Below are 20,991 nucleotides of genomic sequence, written 5' to 3' on the forward strand. Positions count from 1 at the left end.
ATGAAGAAACGACTCCTGCAAGCCCTCTGCCTGTCCGCGTTGCTGCTGCCTGGCCTGGCTTATTACGCCGCCGACAGCGACGCGTTGTGGCGCATAGTCGGCGAGCAATGCGTGCCGGCCCAGCAGGCCAAGGGCCAACCGGCGCCCTGCGCCGAAGTGAAGCTGCAGCCAGGTGTGGCGGTATTGAAGGATATCCACGGCGCGCTGCAATACCTGCTGATCCCCACCAGCCGCGTCAGCGGCATCGAAAGCCCCTTGTTGCTGCGGGACGGCGCGCCGCCTTACTGGCGAGAGGCCTGGCAGGCGCGCCGCTTCATGGACGCCAAGCGCGGCCAGCCGCTGCCGCGGCGCGCGGTGTCGCTGGCCATCAATTCCCAGTACGGCCGCAGCCAGAACCAGCTGCACATCCACATCTCCTGCGTGGACCGCACGGTGCGGCAGCAGGTGGACGATCTGGAGGACAGCCTGGGCGCGGCCTGGCGGCCATTGCCGGTGGAGCTGAAAGGCCGCGCCTACTGGGCGCGCCGCGTCGACGCCGATGCCGATGGCAATCCGGCTGTCGATCCGTTCCGCTTGCTGGCCGACGGCTTGCCCGGCGCGCGCGAGGAAATGGACCGCTACGGCCTGGTTTTACTGCCGGCGGACTTCGCCGATGGCCCGGGTTTCGCCTTGCTGGCCACCCGCGCCGACATCCTGACCGTCAACCGGGCCTCGGCCGAGGAACTGCAGGACCATGATTGCAAGGTGCTGGGGCCATGAGCGCGAACAAGGCCTGCCTGTTGCTGCTGCAGGACGGCAAACTGTTGTGGTTCCGCCATCCCTTGGCCGGCTGCCAGCTGGTCAAGGGCACGATAGAGCCGGGGGAGGGCGGGGCGCAGGCGGCGCTGCGCGAATTGCGGGAAGAGGCCGGCATAGGCCATGCCCGCGCGGCGCGCGATTTGGGCGAGTGGCAGTCTGCCTACCAAGATCAGGTCTGGTCTTTTACCTTGTGCGAGGTCGCCGCGCCTTTGCCCGAGGTCTGGACGCATTTCTGTGCCGACGACGGCGGCCTGTCGCTGGACTTCTTCTGGCATCCCCTGACGGCGGCCGCGCCGACGGACAGCCATCCGCTGTATCATCGCGCCCTAGCCGAGGCGCGGCGCAGGCTGGCGGATGTCTCGCCGCCGTCGATGCCCGGCGTGCGGGGGCGAAGATGAAGCAGAGTCTGGCGCTGGTGTCGCTGGTGGTGGCCGATTACGACGAGGCCATCGCGTTTTTCGTGGGCAAGCTGGGTTTCGAGCTGACTGAGGACAGCTACCAGGCGGAGCAGGATAAGCGCTGGGTGGTGGTGACGCCGCCGGGCTCGGCTGCCAGTCTGCTGTTGGCCAAGGCCAGCAACGAGGTCCAGCGCTCGGCCATAGGCAATCAGGCCGGCGGCCGGGTGTGGCTATTCCTGAATACCGATGATTTCTGGCGCGATTACGAGCGTTACCGCGCCGCCGGCGTCGAGTTCACCCGCCCGCCGCTGGAGCAGGACTACGGCACGGTGGCGGTGTTCCGCGACCTGTGCGGAAATCAGTGGGATTTGATTCAGCGTAAGGGGTGAGCGCTGGCTTGAGGGTTTGCGAGTGTTGAATCCGCTGCGCGGATAGGGTCCCCAAGGATTGCGGACAGGCGTTGCAGCCGACTTATTTCTTGCCCTTCGCCAAATCCGTCAGCACCCGCGACGCGGCGAACAGGCCGAAGCTGGCCGTCACCACCATGCCGGCGCCGAAGCCGGCGCATGATAAACCCTGCGGCCCGCGCGCGTCTCCGGCGTCGCAGGCCTGGGTTTGCGGATAGACCAGCTGTTCCGTCGAATAGACGCAGGACACGCCCATTTTCTTGCCGTCGCGGGCAAAGCCGTGATGGCGGCGCAGGTTGTAGCGCAGCTTGGACAGCAGCGGGTCTTGCGTCACCTCGGACAAGTCCGCCAGTTGGATCTTGCTCGGATCCATCTGGCCGCCGGCGCCGCCGGAGACGATGAAGCGCTGGCGTTTCCTGGCGCACCAGGCCGCCATCGCGGTCTTCACCTTCAGGCTGTCTATGCAGTCCACGATGTAGTCGTAGCCCTGGCCCAGCATGGCGTCCATATTCTCCTCGGTGACGAAATCCTCAATCTCCACCACCTCGCAAGCCGGGTTGATCGCCTTCACCCGCTCGGCCAGCGCCGTCACCTTGGCCATGCCGTACAGCGGGTCCAGCGCCGGCAACTGGCGGTTGGTGTTGGATTCGGCCACATTGTCCAGGTCTATCAAGGTGAGCTTGCCGATGGCGCTGCGCGCCAACGCCTCCACCGCCCAGGAGCCGACGCCGCCTACGCCCACCACGCAGACGTGGGCGCGGCGAAAGCGCGAGAGCGCGTCGTCGCCGTAGAGGCGGGCAATGCCGCCGAAACGGCGGTCGAGATCGGCTGTGTGGTCCATAGGGGCTTACCTGGCTTGCGAAAAAACGGCCAAGGATAACCAAGCCGCCGCCGCCATGCCAGCCCCCTTGTCGTTTCTGGGCCGCGCTGTGGCGTTTCTGGCCGGCATGAAGATTTTTTTATAATCCAAGGCCTTGATTGATTGGAACCTTTTTAGATTGGCCGTATCTTGATGAATACGCGTCGGGATTTTCCGGCGCGCGTTGCGGGACCGGCATGAATGGCTCACGGCATTCCTCTGCCGGCCAACTCTCAGTTCTAGGGAGACTCCGATGAAGCAGCAAAGATTCGATATCGATTTGGACAAGCACTACAACGCCACCGTGGTGATCGCCTGCGAGGAATGCGGGCGGGAAACCCGGATGCATCTGAAGACCCTGCTACCCGATCATGCCTTGCGCTGCGCTTGCGGCGCCGACATTTCGATGGGCGGCCCCGACATCCAGAAAGCTGAACGCCAGGCCGACGCCATCCGCCAATCCTATCGCATCCACTAAGCGCTTTTTGCTGACAATTCGTTGATTTCCTCGCCGGCGCGGCCGGCTTATTCAGGTTCCCCACCTGCGCGCGCGAGCGCAAGCGAAAACGGCGGCCCCAGCGGCCGCCGTCGTCTTTTACGCCGCCAGTTGCGCGTCGTAGTCGCGGAAGCCTTCCTCCACCGCCGGGATGATGTCGACGAACTCGAAATAGGGCTCGGTCACCACCTTGCTGTCGCGCAGCGCGTCTATCAGATAGTAGAAAGCCGGCACCGACGCGGTCTCGAACATCGCCACATCGCTGCAGCGCGTGGTGAAGGCCTCGGCGTCGAACCAGCGCATGCGCACCTCGGGATAGCGCGCGTAAATCGGCTTCAGCGTGTCTTCCTCGAAGCGGCGGCGCTCCGGGCGGCTTAGCCGCAGCCAGTTGGGATGGACGCGCAGCAGCGCGAAGAAAACCATGGGTTTGGACATGAATAGGCTCCAGTTGGGATAGGGACTGGGCGGGCCGGCTCCGCACCCTCATAAATGTAAGGCGGCTTGCGGCGCGCGAAAACTCGTGTTTAGCTTGAACGATGTCCCGCATTCCGCAGCCGCGCAAAGCGCCGCGCCAAGCCCGTTCCCGCCACGCCGTGGCCGCCATTCTGGAGGCGGCGGCTCGCATTTTGGCCCGCGACGGCTACGCCGCGTTCAACACCAACCGCGTGGCCGAGGAGGCCGGTGTAGGAATCGGCTCGCTCTACCAGTACTTCCCCAACAAGCAGGCTTTGGTCGCCGCCTTGCATCGCCGCCATGGCGAAGAGACATTGGCGGCGCTGGACCGCGTCTTGGCGGACAGCGCCAGCCAGCCGCCGCGCGACCAGCTGGCGGCCATGGTGGACGCCGTGTTGGCGCTGCATAGGCGCGAGCTGGGCCTGCACCGGGTGCTGGAGCGCGAATGGCCGGCTTTTGACGAGCCGCCGGCGAGCAATCCACGGGATGCCGCGCTGCGGGAGAGGATGGCGGACTGGCTGGCCGAGTCCGGCCTCGATCGCGCCAAGGCCGGCACCTTGCTGCGCATGGCGGATAGCCTGGTGCACGGCTTGCTGCTGGATGGAGAACCGGACGCCGCGGCCTTGGAAGACACGATTACCGACGCGCTGGCGGGCTTTCTGGGCCTGCCGGCGCGGGCACATACTTGAGGAGAAGCCAAACATGCAGAAGATAGACCTGCGCAGCGACACCGTGACCCAACCGACGCCGGCCATGCGCCAGGCGATGTTCGACGCGCCGCTGGGCGACGATTGCTACGGCGACGATCCCACCGTGCTGAAGCTGGAGGCGCTGGCCGCCGACAAGCTGGGCAAGGAGGCTGCGCTGTTCGTGCCCAGCGGCACCTTCGGCAATCAGCTGGCGCTGTTCACCCATTGCCGCCGCGGCGACGAGGTGATCGTCGAAGACAACAGCCACATCGTCTGGCACGAGGCCGGCGCGGCGGCGGTGATCGCCGGCGCCCATCTGCGCACCATCGAAGGCGTCAACGGCCTGATGGCGGTGGAACAGATAGAACGCCGCATCCGTGTCGGCGATGATATCCACGAGCCGCGCACCGGCCTGATCTGCCTGGAAAACGCCCACAGCAACGGCCGCGTCTTGCCGCTGGCCGCCATGGCAGACACCGCCGCGCTGGCGCGCGAATACGGCGTGCCGGTGCATCTGGACGGCGCGCGGGTGTTCAACGCCGCCGCCAGCCTGGGCTGCGACGTGCGCGAGGTGGTCCGCCACGTGGACAGCGTGATGTTCTGCCTGTCCAAGGGCTTGGCCGCGCCGGTGGGCTCCATGCTGGCTGGACGCAAGGATTTCATCGAACAGGCGCGCCGCAAGCGCAAGCTGATGGGCGGCGGCCTGCGTCAGGCCGGCGTGCTGGCCGCGCCAGGCATCCTGGCGCTGACCGAGATGGCGCCGCGTTTGCATGAAGACCACGCCAATGCCCGCTATCTGGCCGAAGGCCTGGCCAAGCTGCCCTGCGTGGATATCGATCCGGCCGATACCCATATCAATCTGGTGTGGTTCCGCTTCAATGCCGAGATCGACTCCAGCGAGCTGATGGCCGCGCTGGAAGAGGCCGGTTTCCTGGCCAACCCTCCGCACCAGGGCATCATGCGCCTGGTTACCCATTGGCAAGTGAGCCGAACCGACATCGACCGCCTGCTGGAGGTGATGCAGCGCGTGCTCTGCGATTGAGCGCGCCGCAGCGGCTATAACCATTAGGTGTGAGCAATGGGAGCAGGCCGCATGCGGTTGAGGTTCTATGCGTTGCTGGCGGTCGTGCTGTGCCGGCCGGCCGCCGCCGCCGGCCTGGAGCAGGTGCGCATCTATACCGACGATGATCCGCCTTATGTGATGGTCAGCCCGGAAGGGCGGGTGATGGGCGGCACCACGGTGGAGAAGGTCAGCCGGGTGATGCGGATTCTGGGCCTGTCGCAGAGCGCCCTGCAAGCCGCGCCGTGGGCGCGCGCCTACCAGGAGGCCAAGACTCGGCCTTACGCCATGGTTTTTCCCATCGCCAAAACGCGCGAGCGCATGCAGTTCCTCGATTTCACATTCAAGATCCTCGAGACCGACGTCTATTTCTACCACCTGGCCGCGCGCGGCGACATCCGCGTGCGCGAGCTGGACGACGCGCGCAAATACCGCATTTGCGTGGTATTGAACGACTACAGGCACGAGTACCTGGAAGAGCAAGCTTTCCCCCGGCTCGAGGTATCGCCGGACTCCACGCTGAACGTCAAGAAACTGGTGGCCGGGCGCTGCGACCTGCTGCCCTCCACCGAAACCGGCATGCTCAGCAAATTGAAGGCGCTGGGGCTGGAAAACACCAGGATGGCGCGCGGCATCAAGCTGGAGCAGTTGGATAGCGCGCTATACGCGGCCTTCAACAAGGATACGCCGCCGGAGGTTATCGCCCGCTTCAAGGCCGCGGCGGCGGCGGCGAGGTGATTTGGCAGCGGCGCGCGCCGGTGCTACTCTCGCCGCCATTCTTTGATTTCTTATCCACAGCGCCATGACCCCGTCCAAAGACCCCCACGCCTGGCTGGAAAGCCTGGACTCCAAACGCGCCGCCGCCTGGGTGGCGGAGCAGAACGCCCGCACCGAAGGAGTGCTGGACGCCGACCCGCGTTTTGACGGCCTGAAGGCCGATATCCTGGCCCATCTGCGCGATACGCGGCAGATCCCGTACTTCGCCGAGCACGCCGGCTGGCTGTACAACTTCCACCAGGACGAGGCGCACCCGCGCGGCATCTACCGCCGCACCACCCTGGACGCCTACCGCGCCGGCAGCCAAGACTGGCAAACGGTGTTGGACATAGACGCGCTGGCGGAGGCCGACGGCAAGGACTGGTATCTGGACGGCGTGTCCCACTGCACGGTGATGCCGGAACGGGCGCTGGTGCATTTGACCAACGGCGGCGGTGACGCCACCGTGGCGCGCGAATACGACGTAGCGGCGCGGCGCTGGGTGGAGGGCGGCTTCAGCTTTCCCGAGGGCAAGAACCACATCGCCTGGCGCGATCCGGACAGCGCCTTCGTCTGCCCTGGCTGGAAGGGCGCGCCGCTGACCCGCGCCGGCTACCCGCGCGAGGTGTGGCTGGTGGAGCGCGGCGAGGATGGCCAGCACGGCTGGACCCAGCTGTTCGCCGCGCCGGAAGACGCGATGATGACCGCGGCCTGGCGTTTCCTGGACAGCGACGGCAGCGCGCTGGATCTGGCCGAAGTCTCCGACGGTTTCTACCGCAAAACCTATTACCTGATAGACGGCGCGTTGGAGCTGCGCCCCTTGCCGCTGCCGGCCAAGGCGGAGATCGAGGCTTATATCGCCGGCGATTTCATCGTCAAACTGGCCGAGGACTGGACCTGGCAGGGCGCAAGCTATCCCAGCGGCAGCCTGCTGGCGGTCAGCCTGGCCGGCTTGCTGGGCGAGGGCGCCGCGCCGCAAACGCTGCAAGCGCCCCAGCCGCGGCTGGCGGTGGCGATGGTGGAAACCACGCGCAGCCGGCTGTTGGTCAATCTGCTGGACAACGTCAAAAGCCGCATGCTGTGCTTCGCCAAGCAGGATGGCGTATGGGTCCGGCAGCCGCTTAGCCTGCCGGAGGATGGCGTGATCGAAATCGCCGACCAACCGTGGCAGAGCGACGTGCTGTACTACAGCTACAGCGATTTCCTGACGCCGAGCGGCCTGTACCGGCTGGACCTGGAAAGCGGCGACAGCGAATGCCTGCGCCGCCAGCCGGAGGATTTCGACCCCGCGCCCTATGTGGCCGAACAGTGGCAGGCGACAGCGCCGGACGGCGAGCAAATCCCCTATTTCGTGGTGCGCCGCCGCGATGCGCCTTTCGATGGCTCCACGCCTACTCTGCTGTATGGCTACGGCGGCTTCGAGGTGCCGATGCTGCCGCATTACATCGAAAACTTCGGTCCACACTGGCTGGCCAAGGGCGGCGCTTTTGTGCTGGCCTGCATACGCGGCGGCGGCGAGTTCGGCCCGCATTGGCACCAGGCGGCTCAGGGGCCAAAGCGCCAGGTCAGCTTCGACGACTTCATCGCGGTGGCGGAAGACCTGATAGACCGCAAGCTGACTTCGCCGGCCAAGCTGGCGATAGAGGGCGGCAGCAACGGCGGCCTCTTGGTGGGCGCGGCGATGGCGCAGCGGCCGGAGCTGTTCCAGGCCGTGGTGTGCGAAGTGCCTTTGCTCGACATGTTGCGTTACACCGAGCTATTGGCCGGCGCCAGCTGGATAGACGAATACGGCGATCCGGAAGACGAGGCCGAGCGCGCCGCGCTGGCGGCGTACTCGCCGTATCACCATCTGCGCGCCGACGCGCGTTACCCGCTGGCCCTGTTCTCCACCAGCGCCAGCGACGACCGCGTGCACCCGGGCCACGCGCGCAAGATGGTGGCCCGACTGCGCGAGCTGGGCCACGACGCGCTGTTCTACGAGACGGACGGCGGCGGCCACGCCGGCAACGCCGGCCAGGAGGACACGGCGAAAGAGCTGGCGCGGGTGCTGGTGTACCTGTACCAGAGGCTGATGTAAACCCGGTTTGCTATGGGCCCCGGCATCAGCGGTTGCCGAGGGCCTTTTGTTTGCGAGGGTGAAATGCTGTTGGCGTATTCTGGATTGTCCGACTGCCAGCGGACGGGTACCATGCTGCAACGCAGCCGTCATGAAGAGCGCGCCGCAGTGGCCGCCATGTCGGAGAAAAAGAGGAACACCATGAAATTGAAGACTTTGCTGCCGCTGGTCCTGTCCTTGAGCCTGCAAGCCGCTTGGGCGGCGCCGGCCGCCGAGCTGGATTACGGCGCCTACGGCATAGACCTGAAGGGCATAGACCATGCGGTGCGCATTCAGGACAACGTCTCGCTGTACGCCAACGGCGGCTGGATGAAGCAGGCGCAAATTCCGGCGGAGCGCACGTCCACCGGCATCGCGGAATACCTGTACGACCTGAACCAGCAGCGCGTGCGCGAGATCATCGAGCAGGCCGCGGCCAAGCCGGACACGCCGGAGGCGCGCCAGATCGCCGATCTGTACCGCAGCTTCATGGATGAGTCCGCCATCGAGAAGCGGGGCCTCGCGCCGCTGCGCGCGCAGCTGGACGCCATCGCCGGCCTGTCGTCCAGCCAGCAGGCGGTGGCCTATATGGCCAAGCTGCAAGGCCAGCCGGTGGACACGCCTTTCCATTTCTACGTGGGGCAGGATCCGAAGAACTCCTCGGCCTATCTGGCCGGCGTCAACCAATCCGGCCTGAGCATGGACCGCGATTACTATCTGGGCAAGTCGGCGGACTTCGCCAAGGCGCGCAAGGCTTATCAGGCCTATCAGGGCAAGCTGTTGGAGATGGCGGGGGAGAAGCGCGCCGCGGCGCGCGCCCAGGCGGTATTCGCGTTTGAGACCAAGCTGGCGCGCATCCAGTGGAGCAATGTCGAGAACCGCGACATCCAGAAGACCTACAACAAGGTGGCGGTGGGCGATCTGTCCAAGCGCTTGCCAGGCTATGACTGGACTGGCCTGCTGGCCGACGCCCAACTGGCCAAGGCGGATGCGATCAATCTGGATCAGCCGAGCTATTTCGCCAAACTGTCCGGCCTGCTGGCCGCCACGCCGCTGCCGGTGCTGCGCGACTACCTGACCCTGCGCACGCTGGACGCCTACGCGCCGGACCTGCCTCCGTCCTGGGCGGCCGCGCATTTCGACTTCTACGGCAAGGCGCTGGACGGCCGCGGCGCGGACCGGCCGCGCTGGAAGAAGGCGGTGTCCCTGGTCAACGAGGGCCTGGGCGAGGCGGTGGGCAAGCTCTACGTGGCCAAGTATTTCACGCCGGAAGCCAAGCGCCAGGCTGACGAGCTGGTGCACAACCTGCTCAAGGCCTACGACCAGAGCATAGACACGCTGAGCTGGATGGAGCCGGCCACCAAGCAGGAGGCGCACGCCAAGCTGGCCAAGTACACGCCCAAGATAGGCTACCCGGACAAGTGGCGCGATTACGCCGCGCTGCAGATCCAGCCGGATGACCTGGCGGGCAATGCGGCGCGCATCAGCCAGTTCAACTACCAGCGCGATGTGAAGCGGCTGGGCCAGCCGGTGGACCGCGCCGAGTGGGGCATGACGCCGCAGACGGTCAACGCCTACTACAACCCGGCCAATAACGAGATCGTGTTCCCGGCCGCCATCCTGCAATCGCCGTACTTCGATCCCAAGTTCGACCTGGCGGTCAACTACGGCAGCATAGGCGCCACCATAGGCCACGAGATCAGCCATGGCTTCGACGACCAGGGCCACCAGTTCGACGGCGACGGCAATATGCGCAACTGGTGGACGCCGGCCGACGAGAAGCATTTCTCCGAAGTGACGGCCAAGCTGGTCAAGCAATACAGCCGCTTCGAGCCGGTGAAGGGCCATCGCGTCAACGGCGAGCTGACGCTGGGCGAGAACATCGCCGACAACGCCGGCCTGGAGATCGCCTACAAGGCCTATCACATCGCCCTGGGCGGCAAGCCGGCTCCGGTGATGGACGGCATGACGGGCGATCAGCGCTTCTTCATCGCCTTCGCCCAATCCTGGCGCAGCAAGACGCGCGAAGCCGCCACGCTGCAGCAAATGGTGTCGGACCCGCATACGCCGGATCTGTATCGCCCTATCGGCACCGTCAGCAATCTGAACCCGTTCTACCAGGCCTTCGGCGTCAAGCCGGGCGACAAGATGTATCTGCCGCCGGAGCAGCGCTTCCATCTGTGGTGGTAAGCGCGATGCGTGAAAAACGGCAGGTTCCCCTGCCGTTTTTCATTTGCATCGAACGAGCTTAGAAGCTCAGGCCGGCGCCCAGATAGGCGCCGTCGGCCAGGGTGCGGCTGCGGTGGCCATCGTCGCGGCGGATGTCGAAGTAGCGGTAGCCGGCCTCCACGCTGAGCGGGCCGAACGCGTTCCAGCGCACGCCGGCGGCGTAGTCGGACACGCGGTTGACGCTGCCGCTGGCGAAGCTGGACGGCGCGTAATAGGCCTGGCCGAACAGCTTGACCTTGGGCGCGACGTTGAAGCTGGCGCGGCCGCCGATCAGCGCGGCGCTGGCGGAGCCGCTGTCCGGCGACAACGCCATCAGCTTGCCGCCGCCGGCCACGGACAGCGGGCCCAGCGGCAGCGCGAATTCCAGGCCGGCGCCGCCGGCGCTGCCCTTGTGGTCGTCGCGCAGGTAGTCGAGGTTGAGGCCGATGCCGAAGCCGTCCGGCGTGCGCTGGAACTGCTGCGTGCCGTTGCCGAAACCGGCGATGTAGTCTGCGGCTTGGGCGCCGCCGGCCAGGCCGGCGAGGGCCAGCGCGAGTGCGAGATGCTTCATGCGGTCATTCCTGTTAGGTTCAAACGCCAACAGATAGTGACCAATTCCTAAAAAACAAGTTCACGCGCGGCGCATCGGTCCGGAAAAGACAAAACCCGGCGATGCCGGGTTTGAGGGAGGCGCGCGCGAGGGCTAGCCGTTCAGCCTTTGCTCCATCGCCAGCAACATGGTTTTCAGCGCCGCCACTTCCGCCTCCAGCGCCGCCACGCGCCCGGTCAGGCCTACGTCTATCACCTCGCAGGCCTGGGCTGGCGCGGCAGCGGGCTGCGGCTCGCCGCACAGCAGATGGCACCAGCGCGCCTCGCGCTCGCCGGGCTGCCGCTCCAGCTTCATCGCCAGCGGCGGGTATTTGTCGGCCAGCGCGTTCAGCGCGGTTTCCACCTCGTCCACGCCTGAGAAGCCGTACAGGCGGCCGGAGCGGGCGCGGATCTCGGCGCTGGTCTGCGCGCCGCGCAGCATCAGCATGGCCAGCGCGGCCAGCCGCGCGCCATCTATATTCCACTCGTAATTGAGCCGGTGCTCGTACTTGGCCACCCGGCTGCCGGCCGGCATGCGCTCGGTCGCCAGCTTCTTGGCGATCAGCGCATCTAGCGCGGCGGCGATGTCGGATTCGGACAACTGCATCACCGGCTCGCGGCTGGTCAGCTGATTGCAGGCGCTGGCCAGACCGTTCAGCGTCATCGGATAAGCGTCCGGCGTCAGCGCCTGCTTTTCCGCCAGCGCGCCCAGCACGCGAACTTCCGCCGGATCGAGTTGGTGCATGTCCATATTGTTCTCCTAGGCAAGACGATACCGTGATGATGGCAGCAAATCGGCCTTTCGTCCCGCCGCGGACTCAACTTTGTTCGCCGCGCTCCAGCGCTTCCAAGCGGCGCAGCCGGCGGATTTCGCGGCGGCGGCCGTCGCGTTCCTCGTCGTCCAGCGCGCGGTACAGCGATACCGCCATGCCTATCATGATCAGCATGAAAGGCAGGGCGCTGACGATCAGCACCGCCTGCAGCGCCTTCAGGCCGCCGCTTTGCAGCAGCACCAGCGCGATGGCGGCCAGCAGCACGCCCCAGATCAGCTTGACGCGGTGGCTGGGATTCAGGCTGCCGCCGCTGCTGAACATGCCTAGCACAAAGGTGGCGGAGTCGGCCGAGGTGACGAAGAAGATCACCACCAGCAGCATGGCCAGCAGGGACAGGAAGTGTCCGCCCGGCAATTGTCCCAGCATGACGTAGAGGGCGGTGGAGACATCGGTCTTGACCGCGCCGACCAGGTCCACGCCGCCGAACAGCTGCAGGTCCAGCGCGGTGCCGCCGAAGGCGGAGAACCAGACGAAGCTGGCCAGGGCCGGCACCAGCAGCACGCCGACCATGAATTCGCGTATGGTGCGGCCGCGCGAGACGCGGGCGATGAACATGCCGACAAACGGCGCCCAGGTGACCCACCAGGCCCAATAGAACAGCGTCCAGCTGGCCATCCAGTCGCCCTGGCTGAACGGGCTCATGCGCAGGCTGGCGCTGGTCAGATTGCCCAGGTAGTCGCCCAGCGTGGTGGTGAACGTATCGAAGATGAAGCCGGTGGGGCCGAGCACCACCACGGCCAGAAACAGCAGGATGGCCAGCGCGATGTTCAGATTGGACAGCCACTTGATGCCGCGCGACAGGCCGGTCAGGGACGACAGCATGAACAGCGCGGTGGCGACCACCACGATGGCCGCGGTCAGCCAGTCAGAAGGCGCGACGCCGAACAGCATCTGCAGGCCGCTCTCGATCTGCAGCGCGCCGAAGCCCAGCGTGGTGGCCACGCCGAACACGGTGGCCAGCACGGCCAGCACGTCGATGGCCACGCCTATCGGGCCGTCCACGCGGCTGCCCAGCAGCGGGCGGAAGGCGGCGCTGATCAGCCCCTTCTGGCCGCGGTTGAACTTGAAGTAGGCCAGCGCCAGCGCGGTCATGCTATACACCGCCCACGGGTGCAATCCCCAGTGGAAGAACACGTGGCGCATGGCCAGCCGCGCGGCCTCGGCCGATTCCGGCGCGGTGGATGCGCTGGCTGGCCTGGCGAAGTGGGACAGCGGCTCGGCCACGCCCCAGAACACCAGGCCTATGCCCATGCCGGCGGAAAACAGCATGGCGAACCAGCTCATGCGCGAGAACTCCGGCTCCTCGTCTTCCTTGCCCAGCCGGATATGGCCGAAGCGGCCGAAGGCCAGGTAGAGCGCGAACAAGAGGAAGCCGAACACCGATAATAGATAGAACCAGCCGAAGCGGGCGATCGTGAAGTTCAGCCATTGGGAAGCGGCGCTCGCCATGTGCTCGGGGGCGACGACGCCCCATAGCGCGAACAATACGGCGAGCAAAAGCGATAAACGTAAGACCATCGGGACTCCTGTGTAGACGGCGCGGCCCCGCGCGGGGCTGGCTGCCGTGATGGATGGCGGTGGGCAAGGCGCGGCGCGGCCGCGGGCGAAGCCGGCGAGAACCGGCGTGAAGGCCCCGCCCGGGCAAGAGCCGCAGGCAGGCGGGGCGGTCAGCATAGGTGGATAGGTCCGCGTGAATCAGGGCGGATGGGTCCGGTTAGGTCGTAGGCCTGTGCTGGAATAATTGAATAAAATCAAACAATTGCTTTTTAGCTTATCATTATTAGCGTTTTCTTGTAAAGGCTGGCGGGGCTAGTTTGGGCGATGGGGGCGGTCAGCGGCGGCGGCTTGACAGCGCGCGCCGGCTTGGCCAACCTGTCGCGCATTGTGGAATGCAGACGGCTGGGGACGGATATGATTCGAGTGGATATTTTGCTGGTGGAACAGGGGCTTGCCGCCTCGCGCACGGCGGCGCAGAACCTGATCGCCGCCGGCCGCGTCAGCTGCGAGGGCGCGCCGGTGAGCAAGCCGAGCCAGAAGTTTCCGCCGCACGCCAGTTTTGCCGTGGTGGCAGATGAGGCCGACCGCTACGTCTCGCGCGGCGGATTGAAAATGCAGGGCGCGCTGGCCGCCGCCGAGCTGGACGTGGCCGGCTGGACCGCGCTGGATGTGGGCCAGTCTACCGGCGGCTTTACCGATTGCCTGCTGCAGGCCGGCGCGCGCCGCGTGGTGGGGGTCGATGTCGGCCACGATCAGTTGCATGCGCGGATGCGGGAGGACGCGCGGGTGCGCTACTTCGAAGGCGTCAACGCGCGCGCGCTGGACCGCGCGGCCCTGCTGGCCGCCAACGAGGGCGACGGCTTCGATTTGACGGTGTGCGATGTGTCCTTTATCTCTTTGAGCCTGGTGCTGCCGTCGGCCCTGCCTTTGCTGAAGCCGGGCGGCCGACTGCTCAGCCTGGTCAAGCCGCAGTTCGAAGTCGGGCGCGAGGGCTTGTCGAAAGGCGGCATCGTGCGCGACGAAACTCTGTACCCGCAGGTGAAGGACAAAATCAACCGGGTGTTGGACGAGCAGGCCATGCGGGTGCTGGCTTGGTTCGACAGCCCGATCAAGGGCGGCGACGGTAATCACGAGTTCTTCGTGCACGCCGAGCGGCGCTGAGCAAACGACAAGGCCCGCGGGAGGCGGGCCTGTGGGCGAATAAACGCGGCGGCGCTTAGTCTACGCTGATGTCGTCGTCGTCCAGGCTGCGCACCACCAGCACCGGCAGCGCGCTGCGGCGCAGCAAGTCTTCGGCGAAGCTGCCGAGGAACAGATGGGCCAGGCCGCTGCGGCCGTGGGTGCCCAGCACGATCAAATTGGCTTGCTGCGCGCCGGCGTAGGCCAGCAGCAGGTCGGCCAGGTCCTGGCCGCCTTCCCAGCTTTTCTCCATATGGCTGATCACATGGGCCAAGCCGGCATTGCGGGCGATCTGCTGCGCGCGGGCCAGGGCTTCTTCGCCCTGCTTCAGCACCAGGTCGTAACCGGGGTCGCCGGCGTAGACGCCCAGGCTGTCCACCGCCAGGTCGCGCAGGCTGGCGATATGCACCAGGGTCAGGCGGGAGTCGGCGAACTTGGCCAGGCGAATGGCTTCGTTCAGGGCTTTGTCGGAATTGTTGCTGCCGTCTATCGCGGCGATGATGTGGCTGTACATCGGCTGCTCCTTGGCATACATCTGCTTGGTGGGATGACTTCAGCATACTGCGGCATGGCCGGATTTGTCTTGCCGGGCGCGCGCGGGGGTTGATCCAGAGCAATGAAACGAAAACCGCTGGATGGCGAGGAATGCCTGTGGATAAGCCACGCTGTCGACGCGCGCCCCTCCCCCTTCGGCCCGGGGTTTCTCGGGCCGTTGGGGTCGCCTGGGGTGGTCAGGGGGCTGGCGAGACAGCCCCCTGACACGGAATCGCCTTGAAAATCATCGTCCGCGCAGCGGACGCCGTGGCGGCTGACAGAGTCGGTCAGACCAAGAACCCCAGGTACTGCCGCTCCCAGGCTGTGACCTGGCGGTGGTAATCGTTCAGCTCCACCTCCTTCACCGCCAGATAGGCGCGGCTGAACTCGGCGCCGAACAGCGATTCCGCCGCGTCGCCCTCGGCCATCGCGGCGCAGGCGGCGTCCAGCGTGGACGGCAGGCTGGCGGCCTGCTGTTTGAATACATTGCCGTGCACGGCTTCGTCCGGCGTCAATTCCCGCTCGATGCCGGCGAGGCCGGCGCCCAGGCTGGCCGCCAGCGCCAGATAGGGGTTGGCGTCGCAGCCGGGCAGGCGGTTCTCCACGCGGCGCGCTTCCGGACTGGACACCGGCACCCTGAGGCCCACCGAGCGGTTGTCCAGGCCCCAGCTTAGGTTGACCGGCGCCGCCATGCCCTTGACGAAGCGGCGATAGGAGTTGGGGTTGGGGCAGAACAGCGGCATCAGCTGCGGCAGGCAGCGCTGCAGGCCGGCGATGAATTGGAAGAATTCCGGGCTTTCCGAGCCGTCGGCGCGGCTGAACACATTGCGGCCCTGGCGGTCCACCAGGCTTTGGTGGATGTGCATGGAGCTGCCGGGCTGCCCGGGCAGCGGCTTGGCCATGCAGACGGCGCTGAGGCCGTGCCGCTGGGCGATTTCCTTCAGCGCGGTCTTGAACATAAAGGTGGCGTCGGCCAGCCGCAGCGCGTCGCCGTGCTTCAGATTGATTTCGAACTGGCTGGGGCCCATCTCGTGGACGCAGGTGTCGGTTTCGATGCCCAACAACTCGCAAGCTTGGTACAGCTCGTCGAAGAAGGCTTCCAGCTCGCCCAGCGCGGAGAAGCCGAAGGCGTCGAAGCCGGTTTCGCGGCGGCCGCTGGGCAGTTGGGGCGGCAGGAAGGGCTGCGCCGGGTCACCGTGGGCGGCGAACAGGTAGAACTCCAGCTCCGGGGCGACGATGGGCGTCCAGCCGCGGGCGGCGTAGCGTGCCAGCAGGGCCTTGAGCACCGAGCGCGGCGCCAGCGGCGACAGGCTGCCGTCATGGTCCACGCAGTCGCAAATCACCATGGCGCGCGGCGTCCTGGCCCACGGCACCGGCCTGAGCGTGCCGAAGTCCGGCGTCAGCGTGACGTCCGGGTCATGCTCGCCGTAGAAGCTGTAGTCGGGGAACTCGCCGACGCAGCTTTGCAGCGGCACCGCGCGCGCGATGCGCAGCTGCTGCCCCTGGATGAAGGCGGGGGCGGGCAGCGTCTTGCCACGGGCGAAGCCGTGGACGTCGGGGAAGGCGAGTTCCACATCCCTCGCCTTGCTCTGTTGCAGCCATTCGATGAGGCCTGCCGGCATGCGGGCATCAGACATACGTTTCTCCACTGAAGCGTGCTGGGGTTCCTGTCTGTCCTCAGTTTTTTTTCTTGCTTTCATGGAGCGTGCGCCCGCGACCATTATGCCAGCCGCAACGGCGGCGGCAAGTCTGTCGATTGTTTTACAGTCTGAACCGGCCTACCGTCTGGTGCAGCATGGCGGCCTGCTGATCGATGGCGCGCACCGCCGCCACCGCGTTGCTGACCGAGTTCTGCGTTTCTTCCACCACGCCGGCCACCTGTTCGACATTGCCGGCGATATTGGTGCCGGCCTGGCTTTGCTCGCCCATGGCCACCACCACGTTGTGCACATGCTCCAGCGCCGTGCTGGCCTGCAGGCTGATGGCCTCCAGCGTGTCGGCCGCCTGTTTCACCTGGTCCACGCCTGCCTGCACCGCCGGACGGATTTCATCCATGCGGCCGGCCACATTGCCGGTTTCGTCTATCACGGCCTGCACGATATTGCTGATTTCGTCGGTGGCGCTGGCGGTGCGCTCGGCCAACTTGCGCACCTCGTCCGCCACCACGGCGAAGCCGCGGCCCATTTCCCCGGCGCGGGCGGCCTCGATCGCCGCGTTCAGCGCCAAGAGATTGGTCTGGTTGGCGATGTCGCGTATGGTCTCGGCGATGCTGCTGATGCTGCGGCTGCGCTCGGCCAGCTGCGCCACCATGTCGCTGGCGCCGTGCACCTGATCGGAGATGCGCCGTATGCCGTCGGCGGCGTGGTCGGTCAGCGTCTTGCCGTGGCGCGCCATGTCGGCGGCGTCGCGCGCGCCGGCCTCGGTGTCGCGCGTGCTGGCGCTGACGTGGTCTATGCTGACCGACAGCTGTTCGATGGCGGCGGCGGCCGAGGTGGTGGAGGCGCTGGCCACGCCGGACACCTCGTGCACCTTGTCCATGTCCCGAGTCAGCTCGCGGCAAGAGTGGTTGATGCTGGCGGTGGCGCGGCCTATCTCGTCTATCATGCCGCGCAGCTTGCCGCGCATGTCGCCCATGGCGCCGAGCAGGCTGTCCTGCCCGCCCTTGACCTGGATGTCCACGCTGAGGTCGCCGTCGGCGATGGCTTTCACCACCTGCGCGGCGTAAGCGGGTTCGCCGCCCAGCGAGTTCAGTATCGAGCGCGACATCCAGCCCACCAGCGCGCCTAGCACCACCACGCAGGCCACGGCCACCGCCAGCAGGGTGCGCGCCTGCTGCCAGAACAGCTGGTCGATGTCGTCGATGAAAATGCCGGTGCCCACGCTCCAGCCCCAGGGGTCGAAGCGGAACACGCCGTTCAGCTTGGGGAATTCCTCAGCGCTGTCGCCGCGCTTTGTCTGGATCACCATCACGCCGTAGTGGTCCTTTTGCATGGCATCTTCATAGGCCTGCACCGTGGTGCGGCCGTCCGGCAGCTTGCTGCCCATGTCCACCTTGCCGACGCGAGCCTTGCTGGGATGGAACAGCACCAGATTGTCGCGGTTGCGGCCGAAGAAATAGATGTCGTCGACGCGCAGCGCGGACAGGGCGGCGATGGCCTGCTTCTGCGCCTCGGCGCGCGGCATGCCCTGGGTTTCCAATTGCTGGAAATGGCTGAGGGAGTTTTCCGCCATTTTCAGCAGATGCACGATCTGCTCGCGCTTCTCTTGGTGCAGGGTGGCGCGGGTGGACAGCAGCGCGAGGGTGGAGAGGCCAAGCAGCGCCAGCAGGCTGGCGGCGATGATGATGATCAGGCGGGTATTCAGCTGCATGTTCGACACTCTGTGGGTGGGGACGAATCCGCCGCATGGGCGGAAGCGCCCACGGGCCCGAAGGCCGCGGGCGCCGACTGATTATGCTTTTTTGTTGTTACAGTCTAGTCGAGAGTCAAAACATCAACATTAGAACTTTCCCGCATATCCTACCGCGGGGAGGCGGCGCAAGGCAGGCGACCGCTGCGGATGGCGGCGTCGAACAGCGCGTAGTCTTTTTCCACCTGGTCGGCGTAGGCCAGGGCGTAATCGGCTAGCGCCAGATCGAATTTGTCGGACTGTCCCAGGTAGCCGGCGATCTCGGCCGCGCAGCCGCCGGACTTGGCGTGAGCGCGCGCCAGCGTCCAGGCGCAAGCCTGGCCGTAGCTGGCCAGCTCGTCGGCATTGGCGAAAGTTTCCAGCGCCGGCGCGGCTTTCATGTCGCGCAGCTGGCGCACGTAGAAGTGGCGGTCGTCCGCGCTGCGGGTCCAGCCCAGGAACAGGTCGCTGGTGGCCTGCATCAGGCGCTGGCCGAACACCACGCGCTTGCCCTGGTTGCCGTGCACACATAGCTGGGTGAACGGCTCCAGCACCGAGGCGCGGGCCTCTTTCAGCTGCAGGAACAGCGGCTGGTCGTAGTCGTCCTGCAGCAGCAGCACCAAGCAGCGGGTGCCGACGCTGCCGACGCCCACCACCTTGAACGCCGCGTCCACCAGGCGGAAACGCTGCAGCAGCTCGCGCCGGTCTTCCTTCAAGGTGCCTATGTAATGGTCCAGCATGCCCTGTACCTTGGCCAAGCTGTCCGCGCCCAGCCAGTCGTCGCAGGCGGCCAGCGGGCCGTCGTGGTCGTCCAGGTGGAAGATCACCGGCGGGTTGTCGCGCAGCCGCAGCGCGCCGTCCTCGCTGTCGGTCATTTTGGGCAGCAGCCGCTCCTGGGTTTGGCCGCGCGCCTTGTCGGCCACTTTTTGCAGCTGCTGGCGCATGTTCTCGTCGGTGGCGCGGGACAGCAATTGGTCGAAACCGACGCGGCAATACCACAGGTCCAGCTGGCTCATTTGCGAGAAGGCCTGCAGACGGCGGCGGTAGGTGGAGGCCAGCCGCAACACGGTGTCGCGCGCGGCGGTGTCGCCGAAGCCGCGGCCGCGGCAGGCCAGCGCCAGGCTGACTGCCAGCCGCTTGACGTCCCATTCCCATGGGGCGGGGTGGGTCTCGTCGAAGTCGTTGATGTCGAAGACCAGCTGCCGTTCAGGCGAGGCGAAGAAGCCGTAATTCATCAGGTGGGCGTCGCCGCAGATTTGCAGGCGCAGGCCGCTGTCCGGGCCGGCGGCCAGATCGGCGGCTTGTATCATGGCCGTGCCGCGGAAGAAGGCGAACGGCGAGGCGCGCATGCGGGCATAGCGCAGGGGCGCCAGCGCCGGCACGCGGCCTTGCGAGCTGGACTCCACCAAGGCGACCACGTCTCGTTGCGGCGCCAGCGAGCACTCGGCTTGGCGGGCGCGGGAGCAATGTTGACGGCGGGCTTTGCCGTCGGCGTAGTGTTGTTCGTATTTGAGGTGGGGGACTGTCGACATCTAACGGGCCTGCGATGGATGAGGAGACGGATAGTGTAAACGTTGCCGCGGGTGGGTTCTGTCTGAAATCGTTCGGCTTTACCCACAGATTGTCCTGAAATTATCCACACTGTTCACAGGGCGCTGTGGATGAAATCATTTGCCCACAGTCTCCTATTGTTTTATGCACAGAGTTTTCCTGAATTATCCAAGCTGCCCACAGCGCGGCGGCGATTTGTCGATTTATTCACAGCGGCCGGGCGCCGCACTGGCGCAGCAGGCGCTTCCAGGCTGGGCTCAGCGGCAGGCCGTTCAACTCGACTTGCAGTTTGCTGCCTGCGCCTTGCGGCAGGATATCCACCGCGGTGCCGGAGGCGTCGCTGACCGGGTTGCGCATGCGCAGGCTGTGGCTGCCATCGCTGGCGTCCTGGCGTTCGATGAAATCGGCGGGGATATGCAGCTTGCCCAGGCCTTTTTGCAGGCAATCGGCGATTTCGGCCGGCGTGCGGCTGGAGGCGAAACCAGGGGCGGAACCGGCGGCGAACAGCGGTTGCTGAGCGGTCAGGGCCAGAAGGCACAATAGGGCGAGGGGGCGGGACTTGAACATCGAATGCGGCGCTGCGGTTGGTGGGCAATGCCGTTTGGTGCGCCTGCCGCCGCCATCGGTTCCGGCCGCGGCGGCGGCAAGTGTTAAGCGATGTTACGCGAAACGGTCGCCGGGTTGACAGCGGCGCAGGAAGGCCAGCATGTCGGCCACGCGAGCTTCGCCTTCGGCCGGCGCCCAGGCGGCCATCTCGGCCGCGGACTGCGGCAGATAGGGGCCGCGCTTGATTTCGAACACCACGCTGCCCGGTTCCAGCGAAATCACCGAGTGCCAGGCGCCGGCGGGCATCTCGAACACGCGCGCGCCGCCCTCGCCCAGGCGATGGCGGGCGACGACGGTTTCGCCGGCGGCGTCGAACTCTATCCAGTCCAACGCGCCAGCCAGCATGATCAACAGCTCGGGGCTGTTGGCGTGGCGGTGCGGGCGCACGTAGGTATCCGGCTCCATGGCGATGGCCAGGCGCTGGATGTCGTCCTCCAGTTGTTCGTGCAAATTGTGGTGGGCGCGCAGGCGCGGCGCGGCGGCGGCCTTGGCGGATAGTTCGGCCAGAGTTTCGTTGGTTAGGGTTTTCATGTGTTTGGCAAAACGCGCTTGTGAGGCAAAGGGGGAGATTATCGCGTGAAATGAGAGGGATGTCTG

Annotated in this window: 21 protein-coding genes; 10 read left to right on the forward strand and 11 right to left on the reverse strand. The window is 66.1% G+C overall.

Annotated features, from left to right (window positions below; all coding sequences use genetic code 11):
* Genes C2I19_RS05110 through C2I19_RS05120 form a run of 3 tightly spaced genes read left to right on the forward strand, consistent with a single transcriptional unit; the run spans position 1 to position 1,585 of the window.
* Entirely contained in the window at positions 1 to 759 is a 759-nt protein-coding gene (locus tag C2I19_RS05110; protein ID WP_103901632.1) for a CDP-diacylglycerol diphosphatase, read from the forward strand.
* Positions 756 to 1,196: an NUDIX domain-containing protein gene (locus tag C2I19_RS05115; protein ID WP_103901633.1), complete on the forward strand. Its 441-nt coding sequence runs from the start codon at positions 756 to 758 to the stop codon at positions 1,194 to 1,196. The genes C2I19_RS05110 and C2I19_RS05115 overlap by 4 nt, the downstream gene beginning before the upstream one ends.
* Complete coding sequence (locus tag C2I19_RS05120) at positions 1,193 to 1,585, forward strand: VOC family protein (RefSeq protein ID WP_103901634.1); 393 nt, start codon at positions 1,193 to 1,195, stop codon at positions 1,583 to 1,585. Before C2I19_RS05115 ends, C2I19_RS05120 begins: the two co-directional genes overlap by 4 nt.
* Positions 1,586 to 1,667: 82 nt before the next feature.
* On the opposite strand, the gene C2I19_RS05125 is transcribed toward C2I19_RS05120, so the two are convergent.
* A complete protein-coding gene (locus tag C2I19_RS05125; RefSeq protein WP_103901635.1) occupies positions 1,668 to 2,444 on the reverse strand; it encodes a tRNA threonylcarbamoyladenosine dehydratase in 777 nt (258 codons plus the stop codon).
* A 271-nt stretch (positions 2,445 to 2,715) separates the two neighbouring features.
* Here C2I19_RS05125 and C2I19_RS05130 point away from each other — a divergent pair, with 271 nt between their 5' ends.
* Entirely contained in the window at positions 2,716 to 2,940 is a 225-nt protein-coding gene (locus C2I19_RS05130; protein ID WP_103901636.1) for a hypothetical protein, read from the forward strand.
* Between the two features lie 117 nt (positions 2,941 to 3,057).
* Here C2I19_RS05130 and C2I19_RS05135 read toward each other — a convergent pair whose 3' ends face one another.
* Entirely contained in the window at positions 3,058 to 3,393 is a 336-nt protein-coding gene (locus C2I19_RS05135; RefSeq protein WP_103901637.1) for a darcynin family protein, read from the reverse strand.
* Positions 3,394 to 3,494: 101 nt separating this feature from the next.
* Between C2I19_RS05135 and C2I19_RS05140 the strand changes: the two genes are divergently transcribed.
* The 5 genes from C2I19_RS05140 (at position 3,495) to C2I19_RS05160 (ending at position 10,201) form a co-directional block, all read left to right on the forward strand.
* Positions 3,495 to 4,100, forward strand: a complete 606-nt coding sequence (locus C2I19_RS05140) for a TetR/AcrR family transcriptional regulator (RefSeq protein ID WP_103901638.1) — start codon at positions 3,495 to 3,497, stop codon at positions 4,098 to 4,100.
* A gap of 13 nt (positions 4,101 to 4,113) precedes the next feature.
* Positions 4,114 to 5,142: a low-specificity L-threonine aldolase gene (gene ltaE / locus C2I19_RS05145; RefSeq protein ID WP_103901639.1), complete on the forward strand. Its 1,029-nt coding sequence runs from the start codon at positions 4,114 to 4,116 to the stop codon at positions 5,140 to 5,142.
* Positions 5,143 to 5,193: 51 nt separating this feature from the next.
* Positions 5,194 to 5,898: a substrate-binding periplasmic protein gene (locus tag C2I19_RS05150; protein ID WP_158253641.1), complete on the forward strand. Its 705-nt coding sequence runs from the start codon at positions 5,194 to 5,196 to the stop codon at positions 5,896 to 5,898.
* Between the two features lie 64 nt (positions 5,899 to 5,962).
* Positions 5,963 to 7,993, forward strand: a complete 2,031-nt coding sequence (locus tag C2I19_RS05155) for a prolyl oligopeptidase family serine peptidase (RefSeq protein ID WP_103901641.1) — start codon at positions 5,963 to 5,965, stop codon at positions 7,991 to 7,993.
* A 180-nt stretch (positions 7,994 to 8,173) separates the two neighbouring features.
* A complete protein-coding gene (locus tag C2I19_RS05160; protein WP_103901765.1) occupies positions 8,174 to 10,201 on the forward strand; it encodes a M13 family metallopeptidase in 2,028 nt (675 codons plus the stop codon).
* A 58-nt stretch (positions 10,202 to 10,259) separates the two neighbouring features.
* On the opposite strand, the gene C2I19_RS05165 is transcribed toward C2I19_RS05160, so the two are convergent.
* The 3 genes from C2I19_RS05165 to C2I19_RS05175 all read right to left on the reverse strand — a co-directional run bounded on the left by C2I19_RS05165 (position 10,260) and on the right by C2I19_RS05175 (position 13,158).
* Complete coding sequence (locus C2I19_RS05165; protein ID WP_103901642.1) at positions 10,260 to 10,790, reverse strand: YfaZ family outer membrane protein; 531 nt, start codon at positions 10,788 to 10,790, stop codon at positions 10,260 to 10,262.
* Positions 10,791 to 10,922: 132 nt separating this feature from the next.
* A complete protein-coding gene (locus C2I19_RS05170) occupies positions 10,923 to 11,558 on the reverse strand; it encodes a YceH family protein (protein ID WP_103901643.1) in 636 nt (211 codons plus the stop codon).
* 67 nt (positions 11,559 to 11,625) lie between these two features.
* Entirely contained in the window at positions 11,626 to 13,158 is a 1,533-nt protein-coding gene (locus C2I19_RS05175; RefSeq protein WP_103901644.1) for a glycine betaine uptake BCCT transporter, read from the reverse strand.
* Positions 13,159 to 13,551: 393 nt separating this feature from the next.
* On the opposite strand from C2I19_RS05175, the gene C2I19_RS05180 reads away from it, so the two are divergent.
* Positions 13,552 to 14,298 carry a TlyA family RNA methyltransferase gene (locus C2I19_RS05180; protein WP_103901766.1) on the forward strand — a complete coding sequence of 249 codons (747 nt, stop codon included), beginning with the start codon at positions 13,552 to 13,554 and terminating at the stop codon, positions 14,296 to 14,298.
* Positions 14,299 to 14,353: 55 nt separating this feature from the next.
* Here C2I19_RS05180 and C2I19_RS05185 read toward each other — a convergent pair whose 3' ends face one another.
* The 6 genes from C2I19_RS05185 to C2I19_RS05210 all read right to left on the reverse strand — a co-directional run bounded on the left by C2I19_RS05185 (position 14,354) and on the right by C2I19_RS05210 (position 20,925).
* Entirely contained in the window at positions 14,354 to 14,830 is a 477-nt protein-coding gene (locus C2I19_RS05185) for a universal stress protein (RefSeq protein ID WP_158253642.1), read from the reverse strand.
* Positions 14,831 to 15,137: 307 nt separating this feature from the next.
* Positions 15,138 to 16,487, reverse strand: a complete 1,350-nt coding sequence (locus C2I19_RS05190) for a glutamine synthetase family protein (protein WP_103901646.1) — start codon at positions 16,485 to 16,487, stop codon at positions 15,138 to 15,140.
* A gap of 124 nt (positions 16,488 to 16,611) precedes the next feature.
* Positions 16,612 to 18,219, reverse strand: a complete 1,608-nt coding sequence (locus tag C2I19_RS05195; protein ID WP_103901647.1) for a methyl-accepting chemotaxis protein — start codon at positions 18,217 to 18,219, stop codon at positions 16,612 to 16,614.
* 149 nt (positions 18,220 to 18,368) lie between these two features.
* The gene (locus tag C2I19_RS05200; RefSeq protein ID WP_103901648.1) at positions 18,369 to 19,769 is read right to left on the reverse strand and encodes a DUF2252 domain-containing protein; all 1,401 of its coding nucleotides are present in this window, start codon (positions 19,767 to 19,769) and stop codon (positions 18,369 to 18,371) included.
* 226 nt (positions 19,770 to 19,995) lie between these two features.
* Positions 19,996 to 20,355, reverse strand: a complete 360-nt coding sequence (locus tag C2I19_RS05205) for a hypothetical protein (RefSeq protein WP_103901649.1) — start codon at positions 20,353 to 20,355, stop codon at positions 19,996 to 19,998.
* 93 nt (positions 20,356 to 20,448) lie between these two features.
* Positions 20,449 to 20,925: a WbuC family cupin fold metalloprotein gene (locus C2I19_RS05210; protein ID WP_103901650.1), complete on the reverse strand. Its 477-nt coding sequence runs from the start codon at positions 20,923 to 20,925 to the stop codon at positions 20,449 to 20,451.
* Between the last annotated feature and the right edge of the window lie 66 nt (positions 20,926 to 20,991).

It is taken from the genome of Chromobacterium alticapitis (assembly GCF_002924365.1).
GTDB classification, from domain to species: domain Bacteria; phylum Pseudomonadota; class Gammaproteobacteria; order Burkholderiales; family Chromobacteriaceae; genus Chromobacterium; species Chromobacterium alticapitis.

Coding starts and splice junctions, on each gene's coding strand:
- C2I19_RS05110 (WP_103901632.1), top strand. CDS start 1: ATGAAGAAACGACTCCTGCAAGCCCTCTGCCTGTCCGCGTTGCTGCTG.
- C2I19_RS05115 (WP_103901633.1), top strand. CDS start 756: ATGAGCGCGAACAAGGCCTGCCTGTTGCTGCTGCAGGACGGCAAACTG.
- C2I19_RS05120 (WP_103901634.1), top strand. CDS start 1,193: ATGAAGCAGAGTCTGGCGCTGGTGTCGCTGGTGGTGGCCGATTACGAC.
- C2I19_RS05125 (WP_103901635.1), bottom strand. CDS start 2,444: ATGGACCACACAGCCGATCTCGACCGCCGTTTCGGCGGCATTGCCCGC.
- C2I19_RS05130 (WP_103901636.1), top strand. CDS start 2,716: ATGAAGCAGCAAAGATTCGATATCGATTTGGACAAGCACTACAACGCC.
- C2I19_RS05135 (WP_103901637.1), bottom strand. CDS start 3,393: ATGTCCAAACCCATGGTTTTCTTCGCGCTGCTGCGCGTCCATCCCAAC.
- C2I19_RS05140 (WP_103901638.1), top strand. CDS start 3,495: ATGTCCCGCATTCCGCAGCCGCGCAAAGCGCCGCGCCAAGCCCGTTCC.
- ltaE (WP_103901639.1), top strand. CDS start 4,114: ATGCAGAAGATAGACCTGCGCAGCGACACCGTGACCCAACCGACGCCG.
- C2I19_RS05150 (WP_158253641.1), top strand. CDS start 5,194: ATGCGGTTGAGGTTCTATGCGTTGCTGGCGGTCGTGCTGTGCCGGCCG.
- C2I19_RS05155 (WP_103901641.1), top strand. CDS start 5,963: ATGACCCCGTCCAAAGACCCCCACGCCTGGCTGGAAAGCCTGGACTCC.
- C2I19_RS05160 (WP_103901765.1), top strand. CDS start 8,174: ATGAAATTGAAGACTTTGCTGCCGCTGGTCCTGTCCTTGAGCCTGCAA.
- C2I19_RS05165 (WP_103901642.1), bottom strand. CDS start 10,790: ATGAAGCATCTCGCACTCGCGCTGGCCCTCGCCGGCCTGGCCGGCGGC.
- C2I19_RS05170 (WP_103901643.1), bottom strand. CDS start 11,558: ATGGACATGCACCAACTCGATCCGGCGGAAGTTCGCGTGCTGGGCGCG.
- C2I19_RS05175 (WP_103901644.1), bottom strand. CDS start 13,158: ATGGTCTTACGTTTATCGCTTTTGCTCGCCGTATTGTTCGCGCTATGG.
- C2I19_RS05180 (WP_103901766.1), top strand. CDS start 13,552: ATGATTCGAGTGGATATTTTGCTGGTGGAACAGGGGCTTGCCGCCTCG.
- C2I19_RS05185 (WP_158253642.1), bottom strand. CDS start 14,830: ATGTACAGCCACATCATCGCCGCGATAGACGGCAGCAACAATTCCGAC.
- C2I19_RS05190 (WP_103901646.1), bottom strand. CDS start 16,487: ATGTCTGATGCCCGCATGCCGGCAGGCCTCATCGAATGGCTGCAACAG.
- C2I19_RS05195 (WP_103901647.1), bottom strand. CDS start 18,219: ATGCAGCTGAATACCCGCCTGATCATCATCATCGCCGCCAGCCTGCTG.
- C2I19_RS05200 (WP_103901648.1), bottom strand. CDS start 19,769: ATGTCGACAGTCCCCCACCTCAAATACGAACAACACTACGCCGACGGC.
- C2I19_RS05205 (WP_103901649.1), bottom strand. CDS start 20,355: ATGTTCAAGTCCCGCCCCCTCGCCCTATTGTGCCTTCTGGCCCTGACC.
- C2I19_RS05210 (WP_103901650.1), bottom strand. CDS start 20,925: ATGAAAACCCTAACCAACGAAACTCTGGCCGAACTATCCGCCAAGGCC.